The sequence below is a fragment of the Streptomyces sp. NPDC048419 genome (genome assembly GCF_043200415.1).
Classification (GTDB): Bacteria; Actinomycetota; Actinomycetes; order Streptomycetales; family Streptomycetaceae; genus Streptomyces.
In genome coordinates, this window is sequence record NZ_JBICXT010000003.1 from 364,078 (window position 1) to 380,528 (window position 16,451).

The 16,451-nt window shown below is 70.8% G+C and carries 15 protein-coding genes, 1 tRNA gene and 1 pseudogene; 13 read left to right on the plus strand and 4 right to left on the minus strand.

The genetic code is table 11. The features are described 5' to 3' along the window. Positions 1 to 49: 49 nt before the first annotated feature. The 3 genes from ACGFYN_RS09385 to ACGFYN_RS09395 are packed head-to-tail and all read left to right on the plus strand — an operon-like array spanning position 50 to position 2,882. Complete coding sequence (locus tag ACGFYN_RS09385) at positions 50 to 1,186, plus strand: chorismate-binding protein (RefSeq protein WP_393865175.1); 1,137 nt, start codon at positions 50 to 52, stop codon at positions 1,184 to 1,186. Further along, entirely contained in the window at positions 1,183 to 2,004 is an 822-nt protein-coding gene (locus ACGFYN_RS09390) for an aminotransferase class IV (RefSeq protein ID WP_393865176.1), read from the plus strand. The genes ACGFYN_RS09385 and ACGFYN_RS09390 overlap by 4 nt, the downstream gene beginning before the upstream one ends. 53 nt (positions 2,005 to 2,057) lie before the next feature. Further along, positions 2,058 to 2,882 (plus strand): GNAT family N-acetyltransferase, encoded by an 825-nt coding sequence (locus ACGFYN_RS09395; RefSeq protein ID WP_393865177.1) that lies wholly within the window; start codon positions 2,058 to 2,060, stop codon positions 2,880 to 2,882. Positions 2,883 to 2,903: 21 nt separating this feature from the next. Here the strand turns inward: ACGFYN_RS09395 and ACGFYN_RS09400 are convergent, their stop codons facing one another. Beyond that, positions 2,904 to 3,425 carry a DsbA family protein gene (locus ACGFYN_RS09400; RefSeq protein ID WP_393865178.1) on the minus strand — a complete coding sequence of 174 codons (522 nt, stop codon included), beginning with the start codon at positions 3,423 to 3,425 and terminating at the stop codon, positions 2,904 to 2,906. A gap of 225 nt (positions 3,426 to 3,650) precedes the next feature. Between ACGFYN_RS09400 and ACGFYN_RS09405 the strand changes: the two genes are divergently transcribed. Both ACGFYN_RS09405 and ACGFYN_RS09410 read left to right on the plus strand, forming a co-directional pair. After that, positions 3,651 to 4,094 (plus strand): hypothetical protein, encoded by a 444-nt coding sequence (locus ACGFYN_RS09405; RefSeq protein ID WP_393865179.1) that lies wholly within the window; start codon positions 3,651 to 3,653, stop codon positions 4,092 to 4,094. A gap of 154 nt (positions 4,095 to 4,248) precedes the next feature. Continuing rightward, positions 4,249 to 4,401, plus strand: a complete 153-nt coding sequence (locus tag ACGFYN_RS09410) for a hypothetical protein (protein WP_164932292.1) — start codon at positions 4,249 to 4,251, stop codon at positions 4,399 to 4,401. Positions 4,402 to 4,466: 65 nt separating this feature from the next. Here ACGFYN_RS09410 and ACGFYN_RS09415 read toward each other — a convergent pair whose 3' ends face one another. Beyond that, a complete protein-coding gene (locus ACGFYN_RS09415) occupies positions 4,467 to 5,027 on the minus strand; it encodes a CGNR zinc finger domain-containing protein (RefSeq protein ID WP_393865180.1) in 561 nt (186 codons plus the stop codon). Positions 5,028 to 5,270: 243 nt separating this feature from the next. Then, entirely contained in the window at positions 5,271 to 5,684 is a 414-nt protein-coding gene (locus tag ACGFYN_RS09420) for an SsgA family sporulation/cell division regulator (RefSeq protein ID WP_004002642.1), read from the minus strand. A gap of 201 nt (positions 5,685 to 5,885) precedes the next feature. On the opposite strand from ACGFYN_RS09420, the gene ACGFYN_RS09425 reads away from it, so the two are divergent. The 7 genes from ACGFYN_RS09425 to ACGFYN_RS09455 all read left to right on the plus strand — a co-directional run bounded on the left by ACGFYN_RS09425 (position 5,886) and on the right by ACGFYN_RS09455 (position 13,491). Further along, positions 5,886 to 6,377 carry a TIGR02611 family protein gene (locus ACGFYN_RS09425; protein WP_393865181.1) on the plus strand — a complete coding sequence of 164 codons (492 nt, stop codon included), beginning with the start codon at positions 5,886 to 5,888 and terminating at the stop codon, positions 6,375 to 6,377. 88 nt (positions 6,378 to 6,465) lie between these two features. Beyond that, positions 6,466 to 6,537, plus strand: a tRNA-Val gene (locus ACGFYN_RS09430). 345 nt (positions 6,538 to 6,882) lie between these two features. Continuing rightward, complete coding sequence (locus ACGFYN_RS09435) at positions 6,883 to 8,172, plus strand: ABC transporter substrate-binding protein (RefSeq protein ID WP_393865182.1); 1,290 nt, start codon at positions 6,883 to 6,885, stop codon at positions 8,170 to 8,172. A gap of 31 nt (positions 8,173 to 8,203) precedes the next feature. Further along, positions 8,204 to 9,169 carry a carbohydrate ABC transporter permease gene (locus ACGFYN_RS09440; RefSeq protein ID WP_393865183.1) on the plus strand — a complete coding sequence of 322 codons (966 nt, stop codon included), beginning with the start codon at positions 8,204 to 8,206 and terminating at the stop codon, positions 9,167 to 9,169. Continuing rightward, positions 9,166 to 10,038: a carbohydrate ABC transporter permease gene (locus ACGFYN_RS09445; protein ID WP_393865184.1), complete on the plus strand. Its 873-nt coding sequence runs from the start codon at positions 9,166 to 9,168 to the stop codon at positions 10,036 to 10,038. The genes ACGFYN_RS09440 and ACGFYN_RS09445 overlap by 4 nt, the downstream gene beginning before the upstream one ends. Positions 10,039 to 10,048: 10 nt before the next feature. Further along, complete coding sequence (locus tag ACGFYN_RS09450; RefSeq protein ID WP_393865185.1) at positions 10,049 to 10,639, plus strand: hypothetical protein; 591 nt, start codon at positions 10,049 to 10,051, stop codon at positions 10,637 to 10,639. Between the two features lie 113 nt (positions 10,640 to 10,752). Beyond that, a complete protein-coding gene (locus ACGFYN_RS09455) occupies positions 10,753 to 13,491 on the plus strand; it encodes a Tat pathway signal sequence domain protein (protein ID WP_393865186.1) in 2,739 nt (912 codons plus the stop codon). Positions 13,492 to 13,510: 19 nt separating this feature from the next. Here ACGFYN_RS09455 and ACGFYN_RS09460 read toward each other — a convergent pair. Next, positions 13,511 to 15,918, minus strand: a pseudogene (locus ACGFYN_RS09460) (SCO7613 C-terminal domain-containing membrane protein). A 66-nt stretch (positions 15,919 to 15,984) separates the two neighbouring features. On the opposite strand from ACGFYN_RS09460, the gene ACGFYN_RS09465 reads away from it, so the two are divergent. Continuing rightward, entirely contained in the window at positions 15,985 to 16,431 is a 447-nt protein-coding gene (locus ACGFYN_RS09465) for an SRPBCC family protein (protein ID WP_393865187.1), read from the plus strand. Positions 16,432 to 16,451: the final 20 nt, after the last annotated feature.

Genomic DNA, 16,451 nt, shown 5'->3' on the forward strand with positions numbered 1-16,451 from the left:
ACGGTCATGACCGGGTCACCATAACGGCACCCGCCCTAGACTCGACCGCGTGCTCGACCTGCTCCCTCTCGCCCGCTTCGGCGACCGCGTCGCCACCGGGCTCCTCGACGTCACCGGCGATCCCGCCGCCCTCGACTCCACCGGCTTCTGGGCCGTCGTGGCGGACTTCGAGGGCCGGCTGACCTGCGCCCGCTTCAGGGACGTACGCGAGGAGCCCGTGCCCGCGCCGGTGCCGGGGGAGTGGCGGGGACCGGCCACCGGTGACTGGACGTCCTCGCTCGACCGCGGGGCGTACACGGCGGGCGTGCGCCGGATCCGTGAGCACATCGCTGCCGGCGACGTCTACCAGGCGAACCTCTGCCGGGTGCTCTCCGCGCCCGTGGCCGCCGGCGCCGACGTGGACGCCCTGACCGCGGTACTGGCGCGCGGCAACCCGGCGCCGTACGCAGGAACGATCCGGCTGCCCGGGCAGGGCGTCGAGATAGCCACCGCCTCGCCCGAGCTGTTCCTCCGGCGCGACGGCCGCGTCGTCGAGTCCGGGCCGATCAAGGGCACCGGGCGCACCGAGGCGGACCTGCTGGACAAGGACTACGCCGAGAACGTGATGATCGTGGACCTGGTCCGCAACGACATCGGGCGCGTCTGCGCCACCGGCACGGTCACCGTCCCCGACCTGTGCGCCGTGGAGAAGCACCCGGGGCTGGTCCACCTCGTCTCCACGGTCCACGGCGAGCTGCGCGAGGGCGCGGGCTGGCCGGAGCTGCTCGACGCCACGTTCCCGCCCGGCTCGGTCACCGGCGCCCCCAAGTCCAGCGCCCTGCGGATCATCGACGCCCTGGAGACCGCGCCGCGCGGCCCGTACTGCGGCGGCATCGGCTGGGTCGACGCCGACCGGGGGACCGCCGAGCTGGCCGTCGGCATCCGTACCTTCTGGATCGAGCGGGCCGCCGAGGGCGCCGCCGTGCTGCGCTTCGGCACCGGGGCCGGCATCACCTGGGGCTCCGACCCCGAGGCGGAGTGGCGCGAGACCGAGCTGAAGGCGTCCCGGCTGCTCGCGGTAGCGTCGGGGACGTACGCGGTGAGTGGAGAGGGAATCACGACGTTCGGTGCCGACCCGGGGGACACCCCTCGGACCCCCGGCCGATCCGAATCACCCGGCGCAGACTTGCGAGGTAGGAAGCAGTGAAGCTCTGGCTCGACGGCGGGCTGCAGGACATCGAGACCGCCCGCGTCTCCGTCTTCGACCACGGGCTGACCGTGGGCGACGGCATCTTCGAGACGGTGAAGGCGGTGGACGGCAGGCCGTTCGCGCTGACCCGGCACCTGGACCGGCTGACCCGCTCAGCGCGCGGCCTCGGCCTGCCCGACCCCGATCACGAGGAGGTCCGGCGGGCCTGCGCGGCCGTTCTGGAGACCAACCCGGTGGCCTTCGGCCGGCTGCGCATCACCTACACCGGCGGCCACGGCCCCCTCGGCTCCGACCGCGGCGAGCACGGCCCGACGCTCGTCGTCGCGCTCGGCGAGGCCGCCCGCCGCCCGGACACCACCGCGGTGATCACGGTCCCGTGGACGCGCAACGAACGCGGCGCGCTGACCGGCCTGAAGACGACCTCGTACGCCGAGAACGTCGTCGCCCTCGCGCGTGCCCACCAACACGGCGCCTCCGAGGCCCTGTTCGCGAACACGGTCGGGCAGCTCTGCGAGGGCACCGGCTCCAACGTCTTCGTCGTGCTCGACGGCGAGATCCACACCCCGCCGGTCGCCTCCGGCTGTCTCGCGGGCATCACGCGCGCGCTGGTGGCCGAGTGGACCGGCGCGAAGGAGACCGACCTGCCGATGGACGTGCTGGAGCGCGCCGACGAGGTCTTCCTCACCTCCTCGCTGCGGGACATCCAGGCCGTGCACCGCGTGGACGACCGCGAACTGCCGGGCGCGCCGGGCCCGGTGACCGCCAAGGCCGTGCGGATCTTCGCCGAGATGTCCGGGCACGACCAAGATCCGTGAGCGGCCGGGAAAACAGGCTGACACGAGTGGGCACGGCGGGTAGAACACCCCTGATGACCACGACCCTGCGGCCGACCGAGCCGCTCCAGCGCGCCACCGACGGGACACGTTCACGTCGTTACCAGGTGTGCGTGAACAGCCGTCCCGTCGGCGCCCTCCGCCTCGCCACCCTGCCCCAGTTCGGCGACTCCGTGGCCCGCATCCTCGATCTGCGCATCGAGGAGCCGGACCGCCACCGAGGCCGGGGCACGGTGGCCGCGCTCGCCGCGGAGGAGGTGGCGCGCGGCTGGGGGTGCCGGCAGATCGAGGCGCTGGTGCCCGCAGACGCCGACGCGGCGCTGCGGCTCGTCGGCGCGCTCGGGTACGTCCACCGCAACCGCGGCATGGAGAAGCAGCTCGGCGACACCCCGCCCGGCCTGCCGGTCGGCAGCCTGGGCCGCCCCATGACCGAGGCCGAGTACGAGACGTGGATCGCCGAGGAGACCGAGGCGTACGCGCGCGTGTGGATCGAGCGGGGCGTGCCCGAGGCCGTCGCGCACGAGATGTCGCGGCGCGGCCACGCGACCCTCCTGCCGCAGGGGCTCACCACCGAGGGCATGCGGTTCACCGTGCTCGAGCACGAGGGCACCCGGGTGGGCACCCTCTGGGTGGCCCTGACCGAGGACAAGGCCTACGTCTACGACGTCCATGCCGACCCCGCCCATCGCGGCCACGGCCACGGCCGTTCGCTGATGCTCCTGGCGGAGGCCCAGGCGATCGCGGCCGGCCGGCGCGTCCTGGGCCTCAACGTGTTCGCCGGCAACACCCCGGCCGAGCGGCTCTACGAGTCACTCGGCTACGGGACGACCCGCCACGTCCTCTACAAGAACCTGCTCTGAACCGGGAACCCGCTCCGAGGCTCAGGCGCCCTCGGCGAGCAGCCGGTCCGCGATCTCCTCGACGCGCTCGCGCAGCCCCTCCTGGCTCTTGCCGCCGTCCAGGCGCTCGCCGCCGATGACGTAGGTGGGCGTACCGGTCACGCCGATCGCCTTGCCCTCGGCCTGGTCGGCGTCGACGATCAGGATGTGCCGGCCGTCGATCAGCGCGGTGTCGAACTCGTCGGCGTCGAGGCCGAGTTCACCGGCCGTCGCGACCAGGAAGGGTTCGCCCTCGCGGTCCAGCTCCTCGACCCGCTCCAGCACGGCCTCGACGTACTCCCAGCCCTTCCCCTGCTCGAAGGCCTCCTCGGCGGCCTGCGCGGCGGCGAAGGCGTGCTTGTGCTTCTCCAGCGGGAAGTGCCGCAGCCGCAGCTCCAGCCGGTCGCCGTAGCGGGCGCGCAGGGCGCGCAGGTCCGCGAGGGCGCTGCGGCAGTCGGGGCACTGGAGTTCGCACCAGACCTCGAGGACGGGTACGGCGGGAGGCACGGGGGAGGAGTCGCTCATGACCCCAGTCTTCCAGCCCCGGCCCCGGCCGCCCCCATCGGACCGGCCCCGCCACCTGCTCCTACGACCCCGGTCTGCACCCGGGGGTGCGCCCGTGACCGGCACCTACGGATGAGCCGACCCGGAGATGTCCCTGATGTCCGCCCGGAGCATGGCCTCGCGGGGGCCGGGCGGTGCAGGATGGAAGGGACGAGCTGCCTGACCGAGCCCTGCCTGGAGGACCGGATGATTGCCGAAACCGTCTGTTCCGCCGTCGCCGCGGCCGGCCTGGGCATCGCGGCGGTCACGGCGTACCGCAAGCGCTTCCTCTCGGCCGCCCGCATCGCCGCCTACTCGCTGGTGCCGCTCGGCCTGGTGATGACCGGCGTCGTGCAGTGGCTGGCGGACACCGCCTTCAGCCCGACGGCCTGGGCGGGGTTCGGTGTGCTGGGCGTCGCCTGGCTGATGTTCTCCACCACGCGCGCGGTGGAGCGCCGCCGTGGCGGCACCCGCAAGGAGCGCAGGGAGGCCAAGGCCGCGCAGCAGCGCGAGGCGGTCGCCCCGACGGCGTCGGCACCCTCCCTCGGTCCCGGGACCCGTGCGGCGGGCAAGCCCGCGAGCGCGCCCCGCGGCGAGCCCAAGGACGACTTCAGCGACATCGAGGCCATCCTGAAGAAGCACGGCATATGACTTGCACATGACGACTGAAACGACACAGTGGATCAGGGCTGTGAAGCGAAGCGGTCACGTCCTGTACCGGACTTCAACCAATCCGGAGAACTGCCGTTCAATCCCTGCGTGTTGATCGCGTCGGACGTGCGGTCTGCGTCATCATCGCCGCGAGATGCTGGACACGACACAGAGCGATGCCGCGCCGCCGAAGGATGAGCCGCGTGGATGCCTTTTCGCCCTTTCCCAGCCACCGCTGATGATCTTCCTAGCGGTGATCGGGTGTCTGCTCCTCATGGCTGCGCTGCACGACCTGCTGTTGCTGTGAGCCGTACCCGTGGTCCCCGGCGTCACCCGCCGGGGCCACGTCGCACTCTCCGTCCGGCTCGGGCGTCAGCCCGCCGCCTCCTTGCGCCGCGCCCGGTACGCGGCCACGTGCAGCCGGTTTCCGCAGGTGCGGCTGTCGCAGTACCGCCGTGAGCGGTTGCGGGAGAGGTCGACGAAGGCGCGCCGGCAGTCCGGAGCCTCACAGCGGCGCAGCCGCTCCTCCTCACCGGCCACGACGAAGAAGGCCAGCGCCATCCCGCAGTCGGCGGCGAGGTGATCGGCGACGGAGGCGCCGGGCGCGAAGTAGTGCACATGCCAGTCGTAGCCGTCATGGTCCGTCAGCCGTGGCGTGGTGCCCGCGGCGGCGACGAGCTCGTTGATCAGCCCGGCCGCGGCGCGGGCCTCCGGCGCCGCGAAGATCGCGGCGAACCGCCCGCGGATCTTCCGCACGGCCGAGAGATCGAACTCCGAGAGCGTCCCGACGTCACTGATTTCGTGGTTCTGCACGAAGACCTCGAGAGCCGGGACATCGGGCAGTGCGTCCGGTGCCGCGCCGTCCTCCGGCGCGGTGTTCACCAGATCCACCACGGTGTCCAGCGCGCACCGCGTGTCATGGGTGATCAGCACGTTCAGCTCCCTGCCCTGGGGGTGGGGCGGACGTCCGCCCCGTGCTGGCCGATGTTAGTGGCTTCGCGCCCGGCTGCGGGCGGTCGTGCCACAGGGCTCCTGCCCCGAGCCCCCTCACACACACCGGCGCCGCCCCGCGACGGAATCCGCGGTGGCGGCGCTGATGCGTACCGTATGAAGTTGTTCTGGGCCCGAGCCGTCACCCCGAGTCGACGGCGCCGGGCGGCTTCGAGTGCCTCGCCCCTAGCTCTCCGCCAGGATGTGCGACAGCTCCTGATCGAGATCGAAATGCCGATGTTCCGTGCCGGGAGGCACGGCGGCGTCTGTTCGCTTCAGGAAGGACTCCAGTGCCCGCGCCGGGGCTTCCAGCAGTGCCTCGCCCTCCGGAGAGCTCAGGGCGATGCATACGACGCCCTGGCCGTGACTGCGCGACGGCCAGACTCGGACGTCGCCGGTGCCCGTCGGCCGGTGGAGGCCTTCCGCGAGGAGGTCGCGGGCGAACACCCACTCGACGGTCTCCTCGGCTCCGGTGTGGAAGGTGGCGTGCACGGCGTAGGGGTCGGCCGTGTCGTACCGCAGGCCTGCGGGGACAGGCAGGGAGGACTCGCTCGACACAACGAGGCGCAGGTGCAGCTCGCAGCTGACCGTGGTGTTCATAAGCGCCAGGGCCTTTCGCTCAGTGTGCGCTCGGGGATTCGCACGTCGGCGAAATCGACATGCCACCTACGGTGCCGTTGTAAACCCCTCTGAGTGTTTTGCGTGCGTTTACGTAACTCTTCTGGCCGAGAGTCCGTTCGCGCGGTACGGCCATTCCGGTGACTGGTTCTCGTTGCGTAAAGTAAGGTAAAGTTTGGCCGTATGAATACGGGGAGTAACGGCATCGAGGGTGGGTCGGGCGAGGTCGGCGTGGTGGAGGAACCGAAGACGCACGCGTCGGATACGGACGGTGTGAAGGCGCAGGGGGCGCAGGGCGAACAAGGGCTCGGTTCCAGGGCGCCTGCTTTCGTCAAGCGGCGCCGCGCGCTGCATCTGAGCTGGCAGGTCGGCGTCTTCGTCCTCGGCCTCGCGGTGGTGGGCGCCGGCATCGTCATGCTGCCGCTGCCCGGGCCCGGCTGGGTCGTGATCTTCGGCGGCATGGCCATCTGGGCGACCGAGTTCGTCTGGGCCCAGCTCGTGCTGCGCTGGACGAGGCGCAAGGTGACCGAGGCGGCCCAGCGGGCCCTCGACCCCAAGGTGCGCCGCCGCAACATCACGCTCACGGTGATCGGCCTCGTGATCGTGGCGGTCGTGGCCGGCGTCTATGTGTACAAGTTCGGCTTCGAGATGCCCTGGAACATCGAGGACCAGTGATCCTCGAGGCCGGGTTCCGGCCCGGCCCGTGCGGGTTCCCGCTGGTCACAGGCACCCCCTGACATGGGGTAATCTTCTTCCTGCGCCCGGGCGATTAGCTCAGTGGGAGAGCGCTTCGTTCACACCGAAGAGGTCACTGGTTCGAACCCAGTATCGCCCACCCGGACCGACGGCCCGTCTGCGAGAGCAGACGGGCCGTCGGCGTATGAGAGCGCCCTCTGCGGGCCTCTGGCCAAGCCTTCCGCTCCGGCGGGTTCCGGGCGGCCAACCTGCTTGTACGGGGCACCAGTTGGCGTTCGGCCCGTCGGCCGCGTGAGCCTCACCTGCGGCAACACCCGTCGCTCGGCGGCCCCTTCCCCCGGTGCGCCGTCGGCCCGTCGCGGCGGGCCGCAAGAAATTCCTGTCCGAATCATTGACGCACCCCTGGGCCCTCCGTAACTTGTGCCAGCAAGCGCTTACTTGAAACGATTCATTAGGTGGCGACGACGCCGGGGAGGGCCCGACTGTGGGAACCAGAAGGAATGTTGAGAGGCGCACGATCCTCAAGGTGGCCGGGGCCTCGGCGGCCACGCTGGGGCTGGCCTCGACGACCGGGTGCGGCGGCGACAGCGGCACGTCGGCCGACGGGACGGTGACGATCCGTTACTCGTGGTGGGGTGCCGACGAGCGGGCCAAGAAGATCAAGCGGTCCGTCGCGCTCTTCGAGAAGAAGTACCCGAAGATCAAGGTGAAGACGGACTTCCAGGACTACGCGTCATTCTGGGAGAAGTTCCAGACGCAGGCCTCCGGCGGAAATCCCCCGGACGTTTTCCAAAACGCCGTCACTTTCCTTAGGAAGTACGACAAGAGAAGCGTTCTGCTCGACCTCAAGTCGCAGATCGACGCGGGCAATCTCCGCATCGACCACTTCCGCGCGGGTGTCACCAAGGTCGGTCAGGTCGACGGCAAGCAGCTCGGCATCCCCGCCGGCTCCAACACCATGGCGCTGGTCATCGACAAGAAGATCTACCGGAAGGCGGGCGTCGAGCCGGCGGCGGGCTGGACCTGGGACGACTACTTCAAGGCCCTCAAGACCATCCACGACAGGACCAAGGTGGCGGGGGACACGGGCTACTTCAGCATCATGTACCTGTACGACCTGTACCTGCGGCAGAACGGAAAGGCGTTCTACACCAAGGACGGACTCGGTTTCGACAAGGCCGATCTGACGGAGTGGTGGCAGGACGGCTACAACCGCGTGAAGGCCGGGCTCGTCACCGACCCCAAGGTCGTCGCGCAGGACACCCCCAAGTCCTCGCTCTCCGCCGGGCACGGGGCGTCGGAATTCACCTGGGACAACTTCACCGTCCGCTACTCCGCCGAGGGCGACAGCGAGTACGGCCTCGCGCCCATCCCGACGATGGACGGCAAGCACACCGGGCAGTACCTGGCCTCGCTGATGCTGAGTGCCTCCGCGCGCACCTCGCATCCCAAGGAGGTCGCCCTGTTCATCGACTTCATGGTCCACGACCCCGAGGTCGGCAAGATCATGGGCTACGACCGCGGCATCCTCGCCTCCACCGAGCAGTACGACGCCTTCAGGCCGACGGACACCGTGAACAAGGAGATCGCGCAGTACGAGGCCGACACCGCCAAGGCCGGTGTCCTCGGCACGATCACCCCGCACCCCTCCGGCGCCGACACCATCGAGGCCGCCTTCCTGCGCATCGGCGGCGACCTGGGCCTGGGCAAGGTCAAGACCTCGGACGCGGTCAAACAGTTCTTCGACGAGTCGCAAGCCGCATTCCAGGCCTGACCGGACCTGACGGAACCGATGGGGAAGCACCATGACGCTCGTCAAGGACTCACCGCCCGCCACCCGTGGAGCCCGCTCCGCCGCCCCCGCCGCCGGCCGGCGGCGGGGCCGCCGGGAGAACCTCGCCGGCTATCTCTTCATGTCCCCGTGGATCGCGGGCTTTCTGCTCCTGACCGCGGGCCCCATGGTCGCCTCGCTCTACTTCGCGTTCACCGACTACAACCTCTTCAACACCCCGAAGTGGGTCGGGCTCGACAACTTCACCAGGATGTTCGACGACCCGCGGTGGCAGAAGTCGGTCGAGGTGACGGCGAAGTACGTCATCATCGGCACGCCCCTGAAGCTGCTGCTCGCTCTCGGCGTGGCCCTGCTGCTCGCCCAGAGCCGGCGCGGACAGGCCTTCTACCGGGCCGCGTTCTACGCCCCCTCGCTCATCGGCGCGAGCGTCTCCGTCGCCTTCGTCTGGCGGTCGATCTTCTCCGACGACGCCGCCGTCGACCGTACGATGTCGGTCTTCGGCTTCCACGTCGGCGGCTGGGTCGGCAACCCCGACTGGATCCTCTACTGCCTGGTCGCGCTCACCGTCTGGCAGTTCGGCGCCCCCATGGTCATCTTCCTCGCGGGGCTGAAGCAGGTGCCGAAGGAGCTGTACGAGGCCGCTGAGCTGGACGGCGCGGGGGCGTTCCGCAAGTTCTGGAGCGTCACCCTGCCGATGATCTCGCCGGTGCTGTTCTTCAACGTCCTGCTGGAGACCATCCACTCCTTCCAGATCTTCGCCTCGGCCTACGTCGTCTCCAACACGTACTGCGGTCCGGCCGACGCCACGCTCGTCTACACCTGCTACCTCTACCAGCAGGGCTTCAAGAACGCCCAGATGGGCTTCGCCTCCGCGATGGCCTGGATGCTGCTGATCGCCGTGGCCCTGGTGACCGCCGTCCTGTTCTGGTCGCAGAAGAAATGGGTGCACTACGAAAACGACGCGGAGGACGCCCGATGAGCGCGACCACCACCAAACCCCTGTCCCTGAGCCGCCGGCGGACCGGCTCGCTCGTCTGGCACGTCGGCTCGCTGCTGGTCCTCGCGGTCGTGCTGTACCCCGTGGCGTGGGTGATCGGCGCGTCGTTCAAGCCGAGCAAGGACATCATCAACAGCCTGCAGCTCTTCCCCGCCCATCCGATCCTGGAGAACTTCAAGGGCCTGGCCGACGGCATCGCCGACATCTCGATCTGGACCTTCTTCCAGAACTCGCTGCTCTACGCGGGCGGCGCCGTGGTCGGCATCCTCATCTCCTGCTCGCTGACCGCGTACGCCTTCGCCAAGATCCGCTTCACGGGCCGGAACCTGCTGTTCTCACTGATGATCGGCACGCTTCTGCTGCCGTACCACGTGCTGCTGATCCCGCAGTACGTGATGTTCCAGAAGCTGCAGCTGATCAACACCTATGTGCCGCTGCTGCTCGGCAAGTACCTGGCCACCGAGGCGTTCTTCGTCTTCCTCATGGTGCAGTTCATGCGGAACCTGCCCAGGGAACTGGACGAGGCGGCGCGCCTCGACGGCTGCGGGCACTTGCGGATCTACTGGTCGATCGTGCTGCCGCTGTGCCGGCCCGCGCTCATCACCAGCGCCATCTTCACCTTCATCAACGCCTGGAACGACTTCATGGGCCCGCTGATCTACCTCAACGAGCCCGGCAAGTACACCGTCTCCCTCGGCATGATGATGTTCCGCGACTCCGACGGCGTCGCGTCCAACTACGGCGGTCTGATCGCGATGTCACTGGTCGCGTTGCTGCCGGTCCTGCTGTTCTTCCTCGCCTTCCAGCGCTATCTGATCGACGGCATGGCGACCTCCGGACTGAAGGGCTGAGGCGGTCACGATGGCGGGAGCGCGTGTGAAGGCACGCAGGGAGTCGGTGTTCGCGGAGCGGTTCGGCGTCTTCGCCGAGTGTCTGCTCACCGGGGTGTGGATCGCCCTCGCCTCGCTCGGCGTGGTGACCGTCCCGGCGGCCTTCGCCGCGGGGGCGCGTCATCTGCGCCGCCGTACCGCCCATCAGGGCGGTGGCCGGCGGGAGTTCGTCCGGGACTTGTGGGCGGCCGCTCGGGGCGGCTGGGCCGTCGGGCTCGCCGGGTGGGCGGTGGTGGGCCTGGCCTGGTTCGACGTCCAGGCCGTCCGCGCCGGGCTGCCCGGGGGACCGCTCGTCGGGGCCGCCGGCCTGTTCGCGCTGATCGGCCTCGCGGTGGCCGGACTGCGGGCGTCCGCGGTCTGGGAGCCGGGGGCCGGCTGGCGGGCACTGCTCGCCGCGGCCGGCCGCCGTACCGTCCTCGACCCGGCCGGCTCCTTCCTGCTCGTCGGCGGCATGGCCCTCGTCGTCTGCTCCGCCCTGCTCATCGCACCGCTGGCAGTCCCTGTCCTCGGGGCCGTCGCGGCGGCGGCCGTCGCCGTGGAGGAGCGCCACCGGCGCCGCTGACGGGCGGCGCCCCTCGCACCGGGTCGGCGCTCCGGCGCCGAGTCTCTTTCTGTCATGCCCCTGACCACCTGCACGGAACTGCTTCCCGCATGGAAAGGAAAGGCTGAGCTCTCATGTCTCCCATCCCCCGCAGATCCCTTCTCAAGGCGGCCGCCGTCGCCGGAGCCGCCGCGCAGTTCAGCTGGGCGCTGGGCGCCAAGGAGGCGCAGGCCGCGCCGGCAGCCGAGGCCGCGGACGCCGATCCCGTGACCCTGGACTGGCTGGAGGACGGCGGCCTGGGCGCCGCACCCGGCTCCACGGTCGGTGTCCCGTGGCCGAAGGGCGCGTACCGGCCGGACCAGTCCTTCGCGCTGACGGACGCGGGCGGCGCGGCCGTGCCCGTGCAGTCGTGGCCGATCGCGTACTGGCCGGACGGCTCTCTCAAGTGGACGGCGCACGCGGTGAGTTCGGGCTCCGGCAAGCTCACCCTGAGCGCCGGTGACGCGGTGGCCCCCAGCAAGAAGGTCACCGTCGACAGCGGCGGCGGCACCATCGACGTGTCGACCGGCGTCATCACGGCGAAGATCGGCAAGAACGGCTCCACGCTCATCAAGTCCGTCACCCGCGGATCGACGGAGATCGCCAGGAACGGCCGGCTCGTCCTGGTCCGCCAGCCCGAGATCGAGGACGAGGACCAGGGCACGGTCAGGACCGAGCGCTTCGACGGGGCGATCGGCGGGGTCACCGTCGAACAGGACGGCCCGGTCCGCGCCGTGGTCCGCATCGACGGCAAGCACCGCAAGGGCGACCGGAGTTGGCTGCCGTTCTCGATCCGGCTGTACTTCTACGCCGGCGCCGACTCCTTCCGCATGGTGCACACCATCACCTACGACGGCACGCAGGAGCCCGGCAGGGCGAGCGGCGACTTCATCCGCGGCCTGGGCGTCCGCTTCACCGTGCCGATGCGGGACGCCGCCTACGACCGGCACATCCGGATCGGCGGCGAGGGCACCGGCCTGCTGCGGGAGGCCGTCCAGGGCATCACCGGACTGCGCCGCGACCCGGGGGCGGCCGTGCAGGCGGCGCAGTACGCGGGGCAGAAGCTGCCCGACCCGTCCACCTGGGACCAGCGGGTGACGACCCGGCTCCAGTACATCCCGAAGTGGGGCGACTACACCCTCTCCCAGCTCTCCGCCGACGGCTTCACCCTGCGCAAGCGCACCAAGAAGGGCTACGGCTGGATCGGCGCCGGCGGCGGCGGGCGGGCCTCCGGCTTCGGCTACGTCGGCGGCGTGAGCGGCGGACTCTCCTTCGGCCTGCGGGACTTCTGGGAGAAGCACCCGGCCCAGCTCGACATCCGCGACGCGCACACCGACGCGGCCGAGGTCACTCTCTGGCTCTGGTCGCCCGAGGCCCAGCCGATGGACCTGCGCTTCTACCACGACGGCATGGGACAGGACACGTACGCCAAGCAGCTCGAAGGCCTCGAGATCACCTACGAGGACTACGAACCGAAGTTCGGCACCCCCTACGGCATCGCCCGCACCTCCGAACTCCTCTTCTGGGCCAACGAGTCGACGCCCTCGCCGGAGGCCATGTCACAACAGGTCGAGGCCGTACGGGTGCTGCCGCAGCTGGCCGCCCCGCCCAGGCAGCTCATCAAGGCCAAGGTGTTCGGCCCCGGCCTGTACTCCGAGCCCGACCGCTCCACACCCGCCAAGGCGAAGATCGAGGACCACCTCGACTTCCTCTTCGCCTACTACAAGGACCAGGTGGAGCAACGCCGTTGGTACGGCTTCTGGGACTACGGCGACTTCATGCACACGTACGACACCGTGCGCCACCAGTGGCGCTACGACATCGGCGGCTACGCCTGGGACAACTCCGAGCTGTCGCCGGACCTCTGGCTCTGGTTCGCCTACATCCGCTCCGGCCGCGCGGACATCTTCCGCTTCGCCGAGGCACTCACCCGGCACACGGGCGAGGTCGACGTCTACCACCTGGGCGACTGGGCGGGCCTGGGCACCCGGCACGGCGTGCAGCACTTCGCCGACAGCGCCAAGCAGCAGCGCATCGCCAACACCACCTACCGGCGCTACTACTACTTCCTCACCGCGGACGAACGCGTCGGCGACCTCATGCACGCCAACGTCGACTCGGACGAGACGTTCCTGGTCCTCGACCCGCAGCGCAAGGTACGCACCGATCCCTACACGCCGGACCGGCACGCCCTGTCGATCGGCTTCGGCACGGACTGGAGCGGTCTGGTGTCGGCCTGGCTGACCGAGTGGGAGCGCAAGGGCCCGAAGTGGGAGAAGGCCAAGGCGCGCGTGCTCTCGACGATGGAGGGCATCGCCGCGCAGCCCAACGGCTTCGTGCAGGGCAGCGGGCTCTACGACCTCGACACCGGCAGGTTCGCGACCGCCGACAAGGCCGTGGTGTCCGTGTCCCACCTGTCCGCCGTCTTCGGCCTCAACGAACTGTGCGCCGAGCTCGTCGACCTGGTCGACATGCCGAAGTTCGACGAGGCGTACTTCGACTACTGCCGCTACTTCAACGCCACCAAGGCCGAGCAGGCGGCGCGCTACGGGTCCAACTTCGGTACCCTGCTGCTCTTCCAGGGCCACTCGCGCCTCGACGCGTACGCCGCGGTCAGGACCGGCGACGAGACGCTCGCCAAGCGTGCGTGGTCGAAGTTCTACGACTCCGACGGCTACAAGGAGTCCTCGCCGTGGAAGACGGAGAGGCTGAGCGGTCCGGTCACGCTGGTCGCCGGCAGCGAGGCCGCGTGGGTGTCGTCGAACGACACCGCGCTGTACGGCCTCGCCGCCATCGAGAACCTGGCCCTGCTCGGCGACAAGATGCCGTCGTAGCAAGCCGGTTGGTGATCGGTCAGCTCATCTTCCCCAGGACCTCCCGCACCCGTCGGACATCCCGATGCGCTGCTCGTACGTCGCGCCGAGTGCGAGCAGCAGGAGTCCGGCGAGGGCGGGAGGTACCCAGCGGGGGAGTGCGCCGGTCATCTGGACCAGATACGGGGCGAGTTCGTGCAGGGTGTCCAGGACGAGCACCGAGCCGCCGAGCACGAGGTGCGCCTGGAGGCGGTGCCGGGCGCCCAGCAGGGTCAGCAGCAGGGCGGCCGTGCCCAGGAGCAAAGGGCGCGTCCCGTGCGGGTCGTGCCAGGCCGCGCCCAGGCTGGGCAGCAGGGTGGCGGCGAGACCGGCGCCGTACGCCGTCCAGGACGAGGCCTGTGGGTCGCGGTGCCTGCGCAAGGCGCCGACGCACAGCGCCGGGACGGTGACCGGGAGCGTGTACGCCTCGATCGTGCCGACGTCCCAGGACGCGAGCCGTACCCAACTGGCCAGCACGAACAGGACGGCGGCCGCGTATCCGACGGAGCGGCGGTCGGGGCGCACCGCCGTGCCGGCGGCGATCACGCCGCACAGCGCGAGCACCAGGGCGAGCATCGGCGGGGCGGTGATCGCGAGGCCGACGGCGAGCAACCCCGCGACGGCGCCGGTCACTTCGACCGGCACACGCGCGTGGGGTCCGCTCAGACGCGGGGCGAACAGGGCCGCGGCCACCGGGACCACCAGGACCAGCAGGGCCGTGTGCTGCGTCTGCCAGCCCGCCGCCGCACCCGTCGCGCAGGCGAGTGCGGTGCCGTACACGAGCGAGGCGGGGGCGGTGAGGGGCGCGAGGTGCGGCCGTAGCGAGGCGGCCGCGCAGGCCGCCGTGAGGACGGACAGCACGGTGAGGGTGGCCGTCTGGGTGGGCAGGGAGAGGAAGGCGAGCGGGACCGATCCGCCCAGGGCGAGTGCGACGGTCGTCGTGGGCAGGAAGCTGAAGGCCGCTGCCGCCAGGGCCGCGCCGGTCGCCGCACCCTGCAGCAACTGGGCAGCTGCGTAAGGGAGTTGGAAGGCGCCCGGCAGTGCCATGACGGTCGCCCAGGCAAGGCATGTCGCGCCGGTCAGCGCCCAGGGCCGCCGGGTCGCGTCACGGACCAGAAGGACCAGTACGGCCGCGACGACCACCGGGCCGAGGAGCAGCTGCCACGGATAAGGCGGCCACGGCGTGTGGACGGTCAGCGCGGCCCGCGCGTCGGACGGCGCGCCGGACCACGGCTCCGCGACCCAGCCCAGCGGACCCAGCAGCGCCACCGCGAAGAGCGGCAGCGCACATGTCACGGCCGCCGCCTGCACGGTGCCGGACGCCTGTACGGCGCCGTGCCGCAGGGGCTCGGGCAGCCGTGTCCGAACCGCCGCCAGCAGGGCGACGCCGCAGGCCAGATACCCCGGCACCGTCCATCCCGCGGGCAGCGACACCCGCAGCACGCCACCCGCCGCCGCGACCAGCAGCAGGCAGCCTGCCAGGGCGTTGCCCGTCGGCACAGCCGGGTTCGGCAGCCGCCAGGCCGCGCCCAGCGCGATCGCCGCCGCGAGGAGGAGGAGCGCCGCCGCACGGGCGGCGGCGCTCGGGCCGGCTGCTCCCCAGGAGAGCCAGCCGGCCGTCAATACGCCCCAGGCGCCCATGCCGTACGCGCCGACGACGGCGGGGACCCGTACGGACCGGGCGGTCACTCGGAGCGCCACAACTGTGTCGAACCCGGCCGTCAGCAGAAGCGCGGCCGTGATCATGTAGGCGCCCGCCGAGACCGAGACCGCCCAGCACAACAGCGGGAGTTGGGCCGCGGCCAGGGCGGCGGGCAGCGGCAGACGCAGTACGGACACGCGCGGCAGCAGGCCGTACGCCGTCCAGAGCGCGGCCAGCAGCGCGGAGGCGATCGCCGTGTATGCCGCGGTGCCCGACCCGATGAAGGCGGCCTGCTGCACCGCGTACGCGTCCAGCAGCGTCAGGGCCAGCCCCAGGCCGGCCACCGACTCGGCGGTCGAGCCCAGCCCGCGCTTCAGCAGCGGCACCGGCGCCGCGAGCGCGGCCGCCGTCACCGCACCGAGCACGAGCGCCCGCCCCGCGATCCCCATGTGTCCCCAGCTGACCAGCGTGAACACCGTCGCCGCGAGGGTGAGCAGAACGCCGCCGAGCAGCAGGAGGAGGTTCTGCACGCCGGGCGCCGAGGCCTCCGGGCGGGGCGGGCCGGGGGGAACCTGCCGTGCCGGGCTCGACGGGAGGGCCGGGGCGGTCGGCTGGAGCGCGGCGACCAGCCAGGCGCGGCGGTGCAGCAACTGGGCCCGGCGGGCGTCCAGTTGCCGGAGCTCGCCGTCGAGGAACCGCAACTCCTCGGCCGGGGGCGGAACATGCGTCATGACAGGGAGTGTGGTCCGCGTCACGTCACGCGACATGAGTCCGCGTACTCAGAACGTACTCAGATCCGGGAGGAACGCCCTGCGTACGGGCACACTCCTCACATGGACTGGACGCACTACCGCTTCCGCAGTCTCTGGTCGCTGCCCGTCGCGCTCGCCACCGTCTACGAGGCGCTGGAGCAGGCCGAAGAGTACCCCCGCTGGTGGCCCCAGGTGCGGGAGGTGACCCGGCTCGACGACACCACAGGCATCATCCGGATCCGCTCGCTCCTCCCGTACGACCTGCGCTTCACCTCTCGCGAGACGCGCCGCGACCCCGACGCCGGCGTCCTGGAGATCGCCATGACCGGCGACGTCGAGGGCTGGGCCCGCTGGACGGTCACCGCGGCCGGCACCGGCACCCTCGCCCGCTACGAGCAGGTCGTCGACGTGCACAAGCCGCTGCTCAGGAGGTTCGCCGTCCCGGGACGTCCGGTGTTCCGCGCGAACCACCGGCTGATGATGCGGGCCGGACGGCGGGGTCTGGCCGCCCACCTGGAAGCGGTTTGATGCAAGCCCGCCGGGACCTG

Coding starts and splice junctions, on each gene's coding strand:
- ACGFYN_RS09465 (WP_393865187.1), top strand. CDS start 15,985: ATGGACTGGACGCACTACCGCTTCCGCAGTCTCTGGTCGCTGCCCGTC.
- ACGFYN_RS09410 (WP_164932292.1), top strand. CDS start 4,249: ATGCTGGACACGACACAGAGCGATGCCGCGCCGCCGAAGGATGAGCCG.
- ACGFYN_RS09400 (WP_393865178.1), bottom strand. CDS start 3,425: ATGAGCGACTCCTCCCCCGTGCCTCCCGCCGTACCCGTCCTCGAGGTC.
- ACGFYN_RS09405 (WP_393865179.1), top strand. CDS start 3,651: ATGATTGCCGAAACCGTCTGTTCCGCCGTCGCCGCGGCCGGCCTGGGC.
- ACGFYN_RS09395 (WP_393865177.1), top strand. CDS start 2,058: ATGACCACGACCCTGCGGCCGACCGAGCCGCTCCAGCGCGCCACCGAC.
- ACGFYN_RS09455 (WP_393865186.1), top strand. CDS start 10,753: ATGTCTCCCATCCCCCGCAGATCCCTTCTCAAGGCGGCCGCCGTCGCC.
- ACGFYN_RS09445 (WP_393865184.1), top strand. CDS start 9,166: ATGAGCGCGACCACCACCAAACCCCTGTCCCTGAGCCGCCGGCGGACC.
- ACGFYN_RS09440 (WP_393865183.1), top strand. CDS start 8,204: ATGACGCTCGTCAAGGACTCACCGCCCGCCACCCGTGGAGCCCGCTCC.
- ACGFYN_RS09450 (WP_393865185.1), top strand. CDS start 10,049: ATGGCGGGAGCGCGTGTGAAGGCACGCAGGGAGTCGGTGTTCGCGGAG.
- ACGFYN_RS09420 (WP_004002642.1), bottom strand. CDS start 5,684: ATGAACACCACGGTCAGCTGCGAGCTGCACCTGCGCCTCGTTGTGTCG.
- ACGFYN_RS09425 (WP_393865181.1), top strand. CDS start 5,886: ATGAATACGGGGAGTAACGGCATCGAGGGTGGGTCGGGCGAGGTCGGC.